At 71.1% G+C, this 13,436-nt stretch carries 11 protein-coding genes and 2 pseudogenes; 8 read left to right on the top strand and 5 right to left on the bottom strand.

The features are described from left to right. Positions 1-16 precede the first annotated feature (16 nt). The 3 genes from FRANEAN1_RS18115 to FRANEAN1_RS43615 all read right to left on the bottom strand — a co-directional run bounded on the left by FRANEAN1_RS18115 (position 17) and on the right by FRANEAN1_RS43615 (position 5,022). Entirely contained in the window at positions 17-958 is a 942-nt protein-coding gene (locus tag FRANEAN1_RS18115; RefSeq protein WP_020461275.1) for an SDR family NAD(P)-dependent oxidoreductase, read from the bottom strand. A 128-nt stretch (positions 959-1,086) separates the two neighbouring features. Next, positions 1,087-3,501 (bottom strand): serine/threonine-protein kinase, encoded by a 2,415-nt coding sequence (locus FRANEAN1_RS18110; protein ID WP_347177190.1) that lies wholly within the window; start codon positions 3,499-3,501, stop codon positions 1,087-1,089. Between the two features lie 9 nt (positions 3,502-3,510). Beyond that, positions 3,511-5,022, bottom strand: coding sequence for a hypothetical protein (locus FRANEAN1_RS43615; RefSeq protein ID WP_020461273.1), 1,512 nt, complete (start codon positions 5,020-5,022; stop codon positions 3,511-3,513). Positions 5,023-5,326: 304 nt separating this feature from the next. On the opposite strand from FRANEAN1_RS43615, the gene FRANEAN1_RS18100 reads away from it, so the two are divergent. Next, a complete protein-coding gene (locus FRANEAN1_RS18100; protein ID WP_041254333.1) occupies positions 5,327-6,037 on the top strand; it encodes a hypothetical protein in 711 nt (236 codons plus the stop codon). A gap of 164 nt (positions 6,038-6,201) precedes the next feature. Here the strand turns inward: FRANEAN1_RS18100 and FRANEAN1_RS18095 are convergent, their stop codons facing one another. After that, positions 6,202-6,693, bottom strand: coding sequence for a MarR family transcriptional regulator (locus tag FRANEAN1_RS18095; protein ID WP_020461271.1), 492 nt, complete (start codon positions 6,691-6,693; stop codon positions 6,202-6,204). A gap of 186 nt (positions 6,694-6,879) precedes the next feature. Between FRANEAN1_RS18095 and FRANEAN1_RS18090 the strand changes: the two genes are divergently transcribed. The 5 genes from FRANEAN1_RS18090 (at position 6,880) to FRANEAN1_RS18070 (ending at position 11,840) form a co-directional block, all read left to right on the top strand. Further along, the gene (locus tag FRANEAN1_RS18090; RefSeq protein ID WP_020461270.1) at positions 6,880-7,827 is read left to right on the top strand and encodes an NADP-dependent oxidoreductase; all 948 of its coding nucleotides are present in this window, start codon (positions 6,880-6,882) and stop codon (positions 7,825-7,827) included. 158 nt (positions 7,828-7,985) lie between these two features. After that, positions 7,986-8,492: a DoxX family protein gene (locus FRANEAN1_RS18085; protein ID WP_020461269.1), complete on the top strand. Its 507-nt coding sequence runs from the start codon at positions 7,986-7,988 to the stop codon at positions 8,490-8,492. 223 nt (positions 8,493-8,715) lie between these two features. After that, the gene (locus FRANEAN1_RS18080; RefSeq protein WP_020461268.1) at positions 8,716-9,177 is read left to right on the top strand and encodes a VOC family protein; all 462 of its coding nucleotides are present in this window, start codon (positions 8,716-8,718) and stop codon (positions 9,175-9,177) included. Between the two features lie 390 nt (positions 9,178-9,567). Next, on the top strand, positions 9,568-10,176 hold the full coding sequence (locus FRANEAN1_RS18075) for a TetR/AcrR family transcriptional regulator (protein ID WP_020461267.1): 609 nt from the start codon (positions 9,568-9,570) through the stop codon (positions 10,174-10,176). A 158-nt stretch (positions 10,177-10,334) separates the two neighbouring features. Further along, positions 10,335-11,840, top strand: coding sequence for an alpha/beta hydrolase domain-containing protein (locus FRANEAN1_RS18070; protein WP_020461266.1), 1,506 nt, complete (start codon positions 10,335-10,337; stop codon positions 11,838-11,840). Here the strand turns inward: FRANEAN1_RS18070 and FRANEAN1_RS43610 are convergent. Then, positions 11,813-12,063, bottom strand: a pseudogene (locus tag FRANEAN1_RS43610) (hypothetical protein); the annotation flags it as partial. The gene FRANEAN1_RS18070 and the pseudogene FRANEAN1_RS43610 sit on opposite strands and share 28 nt — an antisense overlap. A 328-nt stretch (positions 12,064-12,391) precedes the next feature. Between FRANEAN1_RS43610 and FRANEAN1_RS18065 the strand changes: the two are divergent. Together FRANEAN1_RS18065 and FRANEAN1_RS43605 are read left to right on the top strand one after the other, a co-directional pair. After that, complete coding sequence (locus FRANEAN1_RS18065; RefSeq protein WP_041256111.1) at positions 12,392-13,210, top strand: SAM-dependent methyltransferase; 819 nt, start codon at positions 12,392-12,394, stop codon at positions 13,208-13,210. Positions 13,211-13,272: 62 nt separating this feature from the next. Further along, a pseudogene (locus tag FRANEAN1_RS43605) lies at positions 13,273-13,410 on the top strand (transcriptional regulator); the annotation flags it as partial. Positions 13,411-13,436: the final 26 nt, after the last annotated feature.

The following is a 13,436-nucleotide window of genomic DNA, read 5'->3' as shown; positions in this document are numbered from 1 at the left end:
ACGGCCGCCGGGGTGCTCAGGTGAGCGTGTCGACGGTGACGTCCCAGAGCCGGGCCGCGGCCTCGGGGTCGAGGGCGTAGGCGGCCACACCGCCCCGGACACCCGGAGTATTCGGGAGCGCCTCGTTGCAGTCCTCGAAGTACCGGCCGCCGATCCCGTCCAGCAGCGGCGAGGTCGCGAGCAGCACCGAGGTCGCGGCGCCCTGCTCGACGGATTTCCAGACCAGAGCCGGGGCGTTGATCTGGCCACGGAGCCGGTCGAGATCCTCGGTGCTGATGTGGCGCTGCAGCCTGGTGGCGATCGCCCCCGGCATCAGCGCGTTCACGGTGATGCCGTCGTCGGCCCAGCGCCTGGTCGCCTCGACCGCGAACAGCACGTTCGCGGTCTTGGACTGGCCGTACGCCGCCCACGGCTCGTAGGCGCGCTCACGGAAGTGGATGTCGGAGAAGACCACCGGCGACCGCAGGTGCCCGCTCGAGCTGACCGACACCACCCGCGCGCCCCCGGCCGCCGCCAGCGCGCCGCGCAGGCCGGAGGCCACCGCGAAATGACCGAGGTGGTTGGTCGCGAACTGCAGCTCCCAGCCCTCCGGCGTGCGCAGCTCGGGCGTGGCCATCACACCGGCGTTGTTCACCAGGATGTGCAGCGGGCCGTCCCAGCCGGCGACGAACGCGGCGACCGACGCCCGGTCGGCGAGATCCAACGGCGCCACGTGGATCTCCTTGTTGCCCATGGCGGCGACGATGTCGTCGGCGGTCCACCGGCCCGCCTCGACATCGCGGACGGCAAGGGTGACCTCGGCGCCCGCCCCGGCCAGCGCCCGGGCCGTCTCGACCCCGATGCCGGACGACGCGCCGGTCACCACGACGCGGCGGCCACCGAGATCGATGCCGGCCACGACCTCGGCCGCGGTCGACTCGGCCGTGAACGGTGTGGTGATCCGCCCGGACGTCGCCATGATCTCTCCATCCCCGGGTGATCCGGCCGTGTGGCCCGCACCCGATCCCGCGCCCATGTAGCCCATGTAGCCCCTGGCGGACGCTACAGCCGTCTCCGGGGGCCGGCTCCGACACCCGCCGGCACGCCTCAGGGGCAGGGTGGGGCGTAGGGCGTGTTCGGGAAGTTGGCGTACCAGTCCTTGGAGCCGATCTGGTTTGACGGGTCGGCGCAGGCGTTGCGGGTGAGCGCCGCGGGGTCGACCGTCCACAGCCGGACGGAGCCGTCGCCGCTGGCCGACACGACGGTCCGCCCACCGGGGACGAACATCGCCGCGCTCACCGCCTTCGTGTGCCCGCGCAGGTCGGTGAGCAGGACGGGGTCCGCCGGGGCGGAGATGTCGGTGAGCCGGACGGTCTCGTCCTCGCTGGCCGAGACCAGGATGGCGCCCTCCGGGCTGAAGCCGACGCTGGTCACCCCGCCGACACCGCCGGGGGTGGAGCCGAGGTCGACGACCGATCCCGGGCCGTCGACCCGCCAGGTGTGCACGGAGCCGTCGATGCCGCCGGCGGCGAGGGTCGAGCTGTCGGCGGAGAAGGCGACGGACTGCACCGTGCGGCCGGTGCCACGCAGGGTGGAGCTGGTGGCGGGCCGCGCCGGATCGGCGACGTTCCACAGCCGGACGGAGCCGTCGTTGCCGGCGAGGGCCAGCAGGCCGCCGCGCGGGGAGAACGCGAGCGACCGGATCCCGGCGACGGCGCCGTCGGTCGCCGACCGCCGCTGCGGATGGGACGGGTCGGTCACCGCCCACAGGCCGACCTGGCCGTCGTCGCCGCCGGAGGCGAGGGTGCCGCCGTCCGGGGCGAACGCGACGGAGCGCACCCGGTCGCGGTGGAACGCGATGGTGGCGAGCGCGCCGGCGCGGGCGGGGTCGGTGACGTTCCACAGCCGGACGGCTCCGTCGCCGACACCGGCCGCGAGCAGGTTCCCGCCCGGGTTGAAGGCCACCGAGTAGACCCAGTCACCGACCCCGGAAATGGTGCCGGCGTGGACGGGATGGGCGAGGTCGGTGAGATCCCAGAGCTCGATGGTCCCGGCCTCCGTCCCAGCGGCGAGCAGCCGGCCGTCGGGACGCAGAGCGGCGCTCAGGACGCGGCTGCCCAGCGGGGCCACCACCGGGTCGACGTCGGCCGCGAACAGGCCGATCACCGCGTTGCGGGTGGACGCCGACTCCGGCGCGGCGTGGTAGGCCGCGAGCGCGAGCCGGCGGGCGAGTGGACGGTCCTGGAACTGCAGCCGCAGCGCCCTGGCCGCGACCTGCTCGGGCACACCGGTCGGGCTGGGCGCGCCACGGTTGTCGACCACGACGAGCACGACCGTCGCGATGACCGCGGCGAGGATCGCCGCGAGCAGGGCGATCCCGCGCCACCCACGTCGGCTCCGCCTGCCCTGGCTCCGCCCGTGCGCTTTGGCCCGCCCGACCGTTCCGGCGCGACGATCCGTTCCGGCGCGACCGGCCGTGGACGGCGCCGGCGCCGGCGAGCCGTGCGGGGACAGAACGGTAACCGGGGTCGGCGGGACGGCCTGCGTCTCCACCGATGACGATGACGATGACGACGGCGTCGGCGTCGGCGGATTCCCGAGCGTCCCAGGGGTCCCAGGCGTTCCGGGCGCGACCGGCTGGACGAGCGCGGCGACCTCGGCGAGCGGGGGTCCCAGGGGTAGTTCGGCCTCGTCCACGCGCATGTCGAGCAGCCGGGCGTAGAGCTGCTCGGCGGTGGGCCGATCGGCCGGGGCCTTGCGCATCGCCTCCTCGACCAGCGGACGCAGGGAGTCCTCGAAGCCGTCGAGCGTGGGGGTGTCGTTGACCGTGCGGTAGAGCAGCGCGGCGGCCGGGCCGGTGCCGAACGGGTAGCGGCCGGTGGCGGCGTACACGAGCACCCCGCCCCAGGCGAAGACGTCCGCCGCGGAGGTGATCGTGTCGCCACGGGCCTGCTCGGGGGCCATCAGCGCGGGGGTGCCGACGGGGTGCTCCCCGCTCAGGACGGACGCTGTGTCGAGCGCGCGGGCGATCCCGAAGTCGATGACCTTCGGGCCGAGCCGGGAGAGCACGATGTTGCTGGGCTTGAGGTCGCGGTGGACGATGCCGGCGCGGTGGATCGCCATCAGCGCGGTGGTCATGCTGGCGGCGAGCTGGTGCAGCTCGGCGGGGTGCAGCGGCCCGCGCTCGCGCACCACCTCGGCCAGCGTCGGGCCGTCCACGAACTCGGTGACCAGGTAGGGCACGTCGGCGGTGACGTTCACGTCGAGCACCGCCGCGGTGCAGAACCGGGCGACCCGCCGGGCGCTGTCCGCCTCCCGCTTCAGCCGCTCGCGGAACTCGGCGACCCGCGCCAGGTCGGGTCGGACGAGCTTGACGGCCACCTGCCGCCCGGAACCGTTCAGCCCGAGGTAGACGGTGCCCATGCCGCCCGCGCCGAGCCGGCGCAGCAGCCGGTACGGCCCGACCCGCACCGGATCGGCGCCGTCGAACCCATCGGATCCACCGAGGCTGGACGAGCTCACCGTCACCCGCTACGGCTGCCGCCGCCGGGGGCGACGGCCGCGCAGGGGGGCCGTCTGGCGGTGGACGGCGAGGGACCCGAACGCGAGCAGGAACGGCAGCGCCACCGACGGGACGGAGGCACTCGTGTCCGCGGAGACCAGCATCATGTCGACGTCGGAGGCGAGGTGGACGCCGCAGTCCGCGGCGACCTGCCGGTGGCCGGGACGGAAGCTCGCGAAGCGCACCACGGTCTCGAAACGGCCGTCCTGGTCGGCGACGGTACGGCCGACGAGCTCGCCGCCGGCGGTCAGGGTCGTCTCCGCGCCCGGGGTGCAGCCGGCGCCCTGCGCGTAGAGGAGGTCGCCGGCGGCCAGCACATACCGGTCGAAGCGCAGCTCCCCGGGTTCGGGCTCACGCGCTACGGGGACGCCGGGCGGCGGTGGCGGCGAACCCGGCCGGGCGATCGGGGTGCAGGCGCCGAGGACGCGCGCCGTGCCCGGCGGGCACTTCGCCGACTCGGCCGGCTCGGCGCACCTGCTCCCGAGCGGGACGGTGACGCCGCCCGGGCAGAACGTGCGGCCGGGTGGGCAGGCGGCGGTGCTGGGCGCGGTGGAGCCGTCCCAGCAGGCGACGGGCACGGGCCGGGCCGACGCCGGCTTCGGGCACGGCTCCCCCACGGCCACGCTGACCGGGGTGTTCGGGCACTGGACGCGCCGGATCGGGCAGTCGCCGGCCGTCCGGGCCCACGAGCCGTCGTCACAGCGCACGACCGGGGCCCCGCCGCTGCCGCCGCTGCCGCCGCTCGTTCCGCCGCCGCCTCCGTTTCCGGAGTCGCCTCCGCCGTCGGACGGGCCGCCGGTCGGGTGGTCGCCCGGCGGGCAGCCGGGCAGGGGCAGCGCGTCGAACGGGCGGCCGAGGCTCGGGCAGACGACGGTGCCGCCGCAGTTCCCGCCCGGTGCCGCCGTCGAGCCGGTACCCCGGCCGGCCCCGCAGGACGGGCTCGACGTGGGGCCTGCGGCCCCGCCAGGGGTGGGGGTCTCCCCGGGATCGGCTGTCTCACCGGGGGTGGCCGGCGGGCAGCCGCGCCGGCGCGGTGCCGCTCCCCCAGCCGCGCACGAGGGCGAGGTGGTCGGAGTGCCTGGCGCGGTCGTCGGGCTGTCGCCTCCCGACCCGGCCCCGCCGGGTGCGGTCGTGCCCGCGGGCGCGTCCTGATCGCCGGAGTTCGGCTCGGTAGCGCCGGCCGGCGGCGCCGCTCCGGAACCCGCCGGCGGCGGCACCGGCTCCGCGGACGGCGCGGGCGCGGGCGCAGGGGCAGGCGGTGGCGGTGGTGCCGGCTGTTCGGACGGCGACACAGCCGGCGCTTCGGACGAGGACGTGACCGCCGGCGCGACGGTGTCGAGCGCCGAGGCCGGCACGGTCGCGCCCCCGGCGGGCGGAACAGCACCGATGACGCCGCAGAACAGAGCGGTGAACGCGAGCAGGAGAACACGGAGAACCCACGGTTTCCCGCGCATTCCAGCGGCGCGTCGCCCGCTCACCATCCACCCACCCCCGGAATAGTTTTCCAGCGTTGTGAAAACCGGCCGCGATCCCGCCCGACACGCGGGCTGGTGATCGCCGGTACCACCCAATGGTGGAATTCGACGGCGGCGCGGCCCCCGAAGTGCGCCACCCGAACGGCGCCCGCCCCCACCCAATACGATTGCGGTGAAGGGCCGCCGACATCCTGGCCAGCGTAACATCCGATTCGGTGAGCTACCGGCCGGAAGGGGAGATGTGATTTCCGGATCGCGCGGGCCGGCAACGGCACCAAAATGCCGTCTCCTCGCCGCCCTTGTTATCTGCATGACATGGCTCGGGGTATTCTTCGTACCCACCGCCTGGGCGGAGAACGACAATACGACACGGCTGTCCGTCACCATCGACGGCCGCCCCCTCGATGGTGACGTCATCCTCGACGCGTCGGCCGCGACGCGCCTCGTCGTCGGCCTGGAGAACCTCGGCCGGTCGGCGCTCGAGGTCGACTCGGTGCGGCTGAGTGGAACGGTGCTCGGCCTGACCTTCTTCGACTACGACACCCGGGTGCGCACGACCGTCCCGGCCCGCGGCGCGGCGACCTGGACGGTCGATCTCGACCTGCGCGACCTCGCCCGGCGGGCCAGCGGCTCGCTGCCGGTCAGGGTGGAGATCCGTGACACCGATCTCGCCACGGTGGCCGCCGCGAACGGGCACGCCGACGTCCGCGGCTCGCTGTTCTCCACCTACGGCCTGTTCATCCTGGGCATGTTCACACTCGCGGGCCTGCTGCTCGCGGCGGCCCTGCTCGCGGCGCGGCGGAACGCTCCCGCACCGGCACCATGGCGGCGTGGGCTACGTCTCGTCCCGGCGGGCACGGCGGCGGGGCTTTTCCTGGTTCTCGTGCTGTCGGCGGCGCACCTGACGACCCCGTCGACACCAACCGATCTCGCGATCACCCTCTGCACCGCGCTGATCACCTTCGGGATCGGCCGCGTCCTGCCGGCCCGCACCCCACCCGGAGGTGCGGACGCCAACTAGTGCGGTGTGTCCGCGGCAGGCGGCGGTGAGCTCGTCGGGCAGGCCGCGGCGGGATTCCTTGAGATGGGCGGGATCGGTGAGCAGCAGCCGAGTCAGCCGACGCGGGGACAACGGCGGGCGGTCGCCCTCGACGCAGCCCTGGGTGATGTGGCGGTAGAGGACCGTCAGCCGGTGAGCCTGTCGAGGTGGCTGCCGTCGGGGTCGACGGCGCGGACGATGCGGCGCCCGATGTCGCCCAGCTGCCGCTGCTGCGCGCGGGTGAGGGGATCGAAGACCAGGGCGCGGACCGCGTCGACGTGCCCGGGGGCGGTCGCGACGATTTTCTCCCAGCCCGCATCCGTGAGGATTGCCAGGGTGTAGCGGCCATCGGTGGGATCCGGTGTGCGGCGCACCCAGCCCGCCTTCTCCATCCGCCCGACCACGTGGGAGAGCCGGGAGAGCGATCCGTTGGCGAATACGGCCAGGGTGCTCATCCGCAGGGTGCGCTCGGGCGCCCCGGACAGCCCCACCAGCACCTGGTACTCGAAGTGGCTGAGCCCGGCGTCACGCTGGAGCTGGTCGTCGAGCGCCGCCGGAAGCCTGATCAGCACGCTGACCAGGGCCAGCCAGGTCTGCATCTCCTCGTCGGTCAGCCAGCGCGGCTGCTGCGCGTCCACGCCCTCAGCCTAGCTTGAAGTATCAACCAAGCCAAGACCGTTGACCACTTGACAGGTCAAGTGATCACACCTAGGTTGCAATTGAAGCTTCAACTCACAGACTGGGTGTCCGAGGCTGCGAGTTTGGCCGCGACGCTCACCCACCCACCGGGGTCGCCATCGATCCCGATCCCCTAGGGAGCACACATGCGCGCACTGAATGTCCCGGCCGCGGGCGAGCAGCCCCGGCTGTCTGACCTGCCTGTCCCCGGGCCCGTCGAGGGCACCGTGCTGGTCCGTGTGAAGGCAGCCGGTCTCAACGCCATCGACAACGCCCTGGCCGCCGGAATGATGGCCGAGATGCTGCCGCACCTATACCCGCTGGTCCTCGGTCGTGACGCCGCCGGCGTCGTCGAGGCCGTCGGAGCCGGCGTCGACCACGTCGCCGTCGGCGACGAGGTGATCGGCCACATGCTGCTGGTCCCACCGATTCAGGCCGGCACCCTCGCCGAGTACGCACTGCTGCCCGCTGCCGCCGTCACCCGCAAGCCCGCCGGCCTCGACTTCACCACCGCCGCGGCACTCCCCCTCGCCGCAGCCGCCGCCAAGACGGCCGTCGACGCCGTCGAGCCTGAGCCGGGTCAGACTGTTCTCGTCGTCGGGGCCGGCGGCGGCGTGGGTTCGTACGCCGTCCAGCTGCTCGCGGCACGCGACGTCACCGTCGTGGCCACCGGCACCGCCGCCGACGCCGGCCGGCTGACCGCGCTGGGCGCGACCACCGTCGTCGATTACACCGCCGGCCCGGTCGCCGAACAGGTGCGCGCCGCCTACCCCGACGGTGTCGACGCCCTGATCGACCTCGTCGCCTACACCCCTGACAGTGCGCCTCTGGACGTGGTCCGCAAGGGCGGCAAGGTCGCCAGCACCCTGGGCGCCGCCGACGAAGAGGCCCTCGCCGCCGCCGGCCTGACCGGCACCAGCGTCATGGCCGCCCCCGTCCGCGAGCTCATCGCGGAGCTTGCCGCCCTGGCTGCCGCCGGCACCCTGAAGGTCGACATCACCACCGTCCTGCCCCTCGAGAAGGCCACCGACGGGCTGGCCACTCTCGCCAGCGGTGCCGCCCGCGGAAAGATCGTCGTCGAGATCGGCGACTGACAGGACGCGCCCCATAACCACTGACGGGAACACCCGCGGAGACACACCGAACCGTAGGCGACCAACATGTACGGCAGAGACAGGAGATAAGACGGGTGCCTTCTTCGACCAACACCAAGGCCGTGCCGGGACCCTTGGCCACCCTCAGGTTCTCTGGCGTGGGCGACACCGCAGCGGCTTCGCGTGGCACTGACATCGGGCTGCTGCTCCTACGTCTCGGGCTCGGGCTGACCATGACGGCGCATGGCAGCCAGAAGCTGTTCGGTTGGTTCGGTGGTGGCGGTCTCGACGGCACCGGCCAGTTCTTCGGCATGTCCGGCTATCCCGCGGGCAAGGCTATGGCGGTCATTGCGGGACTCAGTGAGACCCTCGGCGGACTCGGTCTCGTCTTCGGTGTACTCACTCCACTGGCCGCCGCCGCGATCCTCGGAACGATGATCAACGCGGTGGCGGTGAAATGGGACGGTGGCTTCTTCGCTCCACAGGGAATCGAGTACGAGCTGTTCCTCGCCGTCGCCGGTGCCGCTGTCGCCCTGAGCGGCGCCGGTGCCTACGCGGCAGACCGCTTCCTGCCCGTCCTGCGCTCCCACCGGCTTGTCCACGGCGTCGCCGCCCTGGTCCTGGCAGTGCTCACCGCCCTGATTGTCCTACTGATCCGCGGATAACCCCACGCAGACTGACACCCTTGTTCGTCCCGGGGAAAGAACGTCTGCTATTCCCGGTCGTCCACCAGGTCCACGACCTGGTGGACGACCACATCAACAAGCACCGTGCCATACACCGGCCGCGGGGTCCGGTGGCACCCGCACCCGACGCAGCTACATGGTCGTGGGCCTCGCTACCGGCTCGGAGAAGGCCCCGGCGGGGACCACCTCGAGAGGAACGGCTGTGCAGATCAAGGAACTGGGACACATCGTCCTGTACGTGCGCGACCTGGACCGTTCGGCCCACTTCTACCGCGACATCCTCGGATGGCGCCCGGCCTACTCCGGCGACGAGCCCCTGCGCTACCGCGGGATGGCGTTCAACGTCGGCGGGCGTACCCACCACGAGCTGCTGCTCCTCGAGGTCGGCCGGTCCGCGGCCCCGCTGCAGCGTGGTCGTCACGTCGGCCTTTATCACTTCGGGCTGAAGGTCGGCGACGACGACGACGAACTGCGCGAGGTTCTCGCGACCCTGGTAGCCAACGGCGTCCCCATCCGCGGCGCCACCGACCACGGACTCACGCACAGCCTGTACATCTTCGACCCCGACGGCAACGAGATCGAACTGTTCATCGACGTACCCGGCGTCGACTGGGACGACCCCGCGCACTGGACCGACCCGACCGCCCAACCACTGCGCCTATGACACCGCACGGCCTGCCGGACCCCTCTGCACCCAGGGTCACCGCAAAGTCGTGTTCCTGCTGGTCACGAGGATGATTGCTTGGTCGGGACAGCGGGCTACCTGTCCCTCTGTGGTCTGATCAACGAATACGAACGAGCCACAACGGCGCGGCTGACCTTACGGACATAGTGCCCGGCGGCGACGAGAAAACCCGCGAGGCAAAGAGCAGGCGCACGGGCACAGCCGACCATCATGCCGCCGGCCCTGCGTCGTCGCATCGCCCCAGGTCACAGGCCCAGGCCGACTTCTGCGACCCCACAGGTGCAGTGGGACAGCTGGCGCGGTCAAGCTGCCTGACGGCGGCGATAATTGACACTTGTCGCTTTGTGGACGGATGTCTATTATCGATTTGTGCACCCCGAGCCGCCGCAGGTACCCCGCTCCCTCGACCGGAGGGTGCAGCGCTCACGCGCGGCTCTGTTCTCCGCCGCGGTGCGCCTGGTGTCCGAGCGCGGCACGGCGGCCATCCCGGTCACCGACCTCGCCGCGGTGGCGGACGTGAGCCGGCAAGTGATCTACGTACAGTTCGGTGATCGTGAGTCGCTTCTGGTGGAGGCCGCGATCGACCTGGTCAGGCGGGAACTCTTTCCGCAGCTCGAGGGCGGCACCGAGGCCGGGCGGCGGCGGGCACTGGCGACGGCGCGGCACTTCGCCCACCACCGGTCGTTCTACCGCGCGATGCTGACCGGCTCGTGCGCGTTCGCCATGACCAGGGCACTGAACGGTGTGCTCGGCACATTCCAACGGCCGGTCGTGCGGATGTTGTTCGGTGAGCTGGACCAGGACACGGCGGAGGACCTGACGGCGTTTTTCTCGGGCGGGATGGCAGCGGTCATCAACGACTGGTTGATCGACGGTGATGACCCCCTCGATCCCGAGGAGTTCACGGACCGCCTGCTCCGCCTCATGTCGGTCGTCACCGCTAGCCAGCGCCTCCAAGCGGACGGAGGTCACGTTTGATGACCCGGGCAGCCGTGTCCTCTACTGCGAGCTGCCTTCCGCCGCCGACGACGAGGATCCGATCACCGATGTGATCAGCGGGCCGATCCGCGATTCAGCTCAGCTGGCTGATTGCGGGACTAGATGAAATTCGACGGAAACGGTTGGGGCTGGAGAATGTGGCCAGAAAGCGCAAGTTCTCAACGGATAGGCATGTCTCGGCGTTCGTCTGTTTCCTAGCCGTCGCCGTATTCGGGTCGGCATGTTCCGACGGGTCGGGGCCGACGTCGAACACGGCGACGGAGACGACTCCGACAGCACCGCCGCGACCCGCGGGACCGGCTGCCGAATTACACGAGCTCAGCGGCGGCAATGGTGTTGGCCTGGGTTCCCCGACGAAGGTCGACCTGGCCGGCACCGGGTACGTCGAGACCGAGTACGCCGCGTCGGGGACGGCAACGTCGTACGACCCGCAGGGTGCGCTCGGTGCCGACGGGCGCTGGACATTCCAACCCGGCGCTACCGCCCCGTACACCACCCGGGTGCTCGTACGGCGACCAGCCGCGGACAAGTTCAGCGGCACTGTCGTCGTGGAGTGGCTCAACGTCAGTTCCGGGACCGACTCCGACGTCGTGTGGTCGAGCACGCACGAGGAGCTGATGCGGCAGGGCGACGCGTGGGTCGGTGTCTCAGCGCAGCGCATCGGCGTCATGGGCGGCCCCGTGCTCACCCCGACCGGCGGCGGTAACGCCACCGCGGGCGGATTGGTCAATACCGACTCCGCACGTTACGGCTCGCTCAACCAACCCGGCGACGGGTACTCCTTCGACATCTTCACCCAAGCCGCGCGCGGGGTACGTGCCGGCGGCGGGGCGCTGGGCGAGCTGAAGCCGCAGCACGTGCTCGCAGCAGGACAGTCCCAGTCGGCGTACGCGCTCGTCACCTACATCAACGGAGTGCAACCCCTCACCCGCGAGTTCGACGGCTTCCTCGTCCACAGCCGGGGCATCGGCGGCCTTCAGCTCGCCGCGCCAGGCGAGCCCGCCAGCCTCGGCTCCGAAACGGCGACCTCACCTGTGATCATCCGGACCGATACCGGCGTACCGGTGCTCGACATCCAAGCCGAGGGCGACCTCAGAGCCCCGCTGAACTCCCTCGGTGCCCGCCAGCCCGACAGCGACCGGTTCCGTCTCTGGGAAATAGCCGGGACAGCGCACGCTGACGCGCACACCGTCGGGCCGTTCGCCGACGCACTCGGCTGCGGGGCGATCAACAACGGTCCCATGCACATCGTCGTCAAGGCGGCATTGCACGCCCTCGACGAATGGGTGGTCACCGGGACAGCACCCGCCGCCGCACCCCGGCTCGAACTCACCCAGGACGACCCGCCGCAGATCGCCCGCGACACCGACGACATCGCCCGCGGCGGTGTGCGGACCCCACCTGTAGACGTACCGGTCGACGTCCTGTCGGGCACCCCCGGCCCGAACCCCTCCGTGACCTGCAGCCTGTTCGGCTCCACGACACCCCTGCCGGCCGAGCGGCTCGCGGCGCTCTACCCGTCCAGTGACGCCTACCTGCAGAAATACACCACCGCCGCGGACAGCACGATCAAAGCAGGATTCGTCCTGCCGGCAGACCGCGACGCGCTCCTCGCCTACGCACAGCCGACCCGCATCCAATAGGTCCCTGACGACCGACGGGGCTGTTGCGTTCGGGGAAGGCGTGGCGTGCCAGGCCCCGGTCGGACCCGGTGATCAGACAGCGAGAGCGAGTCGGTGAAGGCAGCCGATAGGCGGAGCCGGGGTTCGGTCTCGATAGCGAGTTCGTAGTGTCCGCGGCGGATGTTCTGGACAGAGTGCGCCCGGTGCTGATCGTCTGGGCGGAGCGGAGGCGCATGATCAACCTTCGGACTGCCAGCACGATCACCTCGGGTGGGAACCGGAAGCCGTGAACTCCGAGACCGAGACCGGTGGACGGGCGGCACGTCGATGCACCATCCGATCATGACTGGCCAGGCGCCCAGAACGACCAGACCAAGCCAGGTCAACACCGATGGCCGAGTTCTGGCACCCCACAGGCACCTCCGAACGCAACACGCACTCCCGTCTGATGCCGCTGTGAGGTGGTGATGGGAGAGTCTGGAGTGAATAGTCGGTCTAGTCCGTTTATGGGCACTGGCAGGAATAGGGGAGTTGTGACTGATCGTGACGATGCCGAGTGGACGTTCAGTTCGGTGGTGCCGGCGGGCTGGGCGCCACCGCCTGTCGACCTGAACACCGACGTCGCGCACTCTGCGAGAGTCTACGATTACATACTTGGTGGTAAGGACAATTTTCTGGCCGACCGGGTGGCGGCCGTGGGGATCACCCAGGACTGGCCCAACCTGCCCAAGTCCATGCGTGCCAACCGGAACTTCATGGCCAGGGTGGCCCATGTCCTTGCAGCCGACCATGGCATCCGCCAATTCCTGGACATCGGCACAGGGCTGCCGACCCCGCCGAACCTGCACGAGGTCGCCCAGCAAGCCGCGCCGGAGTCTCGGATTCTCTACGTCGACAACGACCCCATCGTCCTGGTGCATGCCCGAGCGCTACTCACCAGCACCCCCGAGGGTCGGACCGCGTATCTCGACGCCGACTTCCGCGACCCGGAGACGATCCTGGAATCCGACCAGCTGCGGGAGACACTCGATCTGAGCCAGCCGATCGCGGTCAGCCTGATCGCGATCGTGCACTTCATCGTCGACGACACCGTCGTCAAGGACCTCATCGATCGGATCATGCGTCCGCTACCGGCGGGCAGCATCCTGGCGCTGTCCACCTGCACGGCCGACAGCGCGCCAGAGGAGGTTCGAGTCGGGGTGGCCGCGTACAACGCCAACGGCATTCCGCTGATCGCGCGCGGCCAAGCGGGGGTCGAGCGTTTCTTCCACGGGCTGGAACTGCTCGACCCCGGAGTAGTGCTCGTCAACCACTGGCATCCCGACGAGCAAGCGGCTGCCGTGGACGATGCTCACGTACACATGTACGGCGGAATAGCCCGCAAACCGTAGCCTGCTGAGTCGAGGTTCCTGCTGATGTCTCTGTTGCATCCGGCCGGCGGGGCCGGACGCAACAGAGCCAGATCAGCGAGCCCGGCCGGAGTCTGGCGCCGTTGTTCCACTCGCTCGCCGAGTGGTCGCAGAACCTGGCGAAGGTCGACGTAGCCCGCCGTCACTACGACGAGCACGAGCCCGCTCACCGGCGCCCCTGACGGCCCGCGCGGATGTGTGACCTTGC

Source organism: Parafrankia sp. EAN1pec (genome assembly GCF_000018005.1).
GTDB lineage: Bacteria > Actinomycetota > Actinomycetes > Frankiales > Frankiaceae > Parafrankia > Parafrankia soli.
This window is presented reverse-complemented; position numbering and strand designations above follow the sequence as displayed.

Bases quoted from the DNA above. Each gene is read 5' to 3' on its own strand.
- FRANEAN1_RS18090 (WP_020461270.1), top strand. From the start codon at position 6,880: ATGCGCGCACTGAATGTCCCGGCCGCGGGCGAGCAGCCCCGGCTGTCT.
- FRANEAN1_RS18115 (WP_020461275.1), bottom strand. From the start codon at position 958: ATGGCGACGTCCGGGCGGATCACCACACCGTTCACGGCCGAGTCGACC.
- FRANEAN1_RS18100 (WP_041254333.1), top strand. From the start codon at position 5,327: ATGACATGGCTCGGGGTATTCTTCGTACCCACCGCCTGGGCGGAGAAC.
- FRANEAN1_RS43615 (WP_020461273.1), bottom strand. From the start codon at position 5,022: ATGGTGAGCGGGCGACGCGCCGCTGGAATGCGCGGGAAACCGTGGGTT.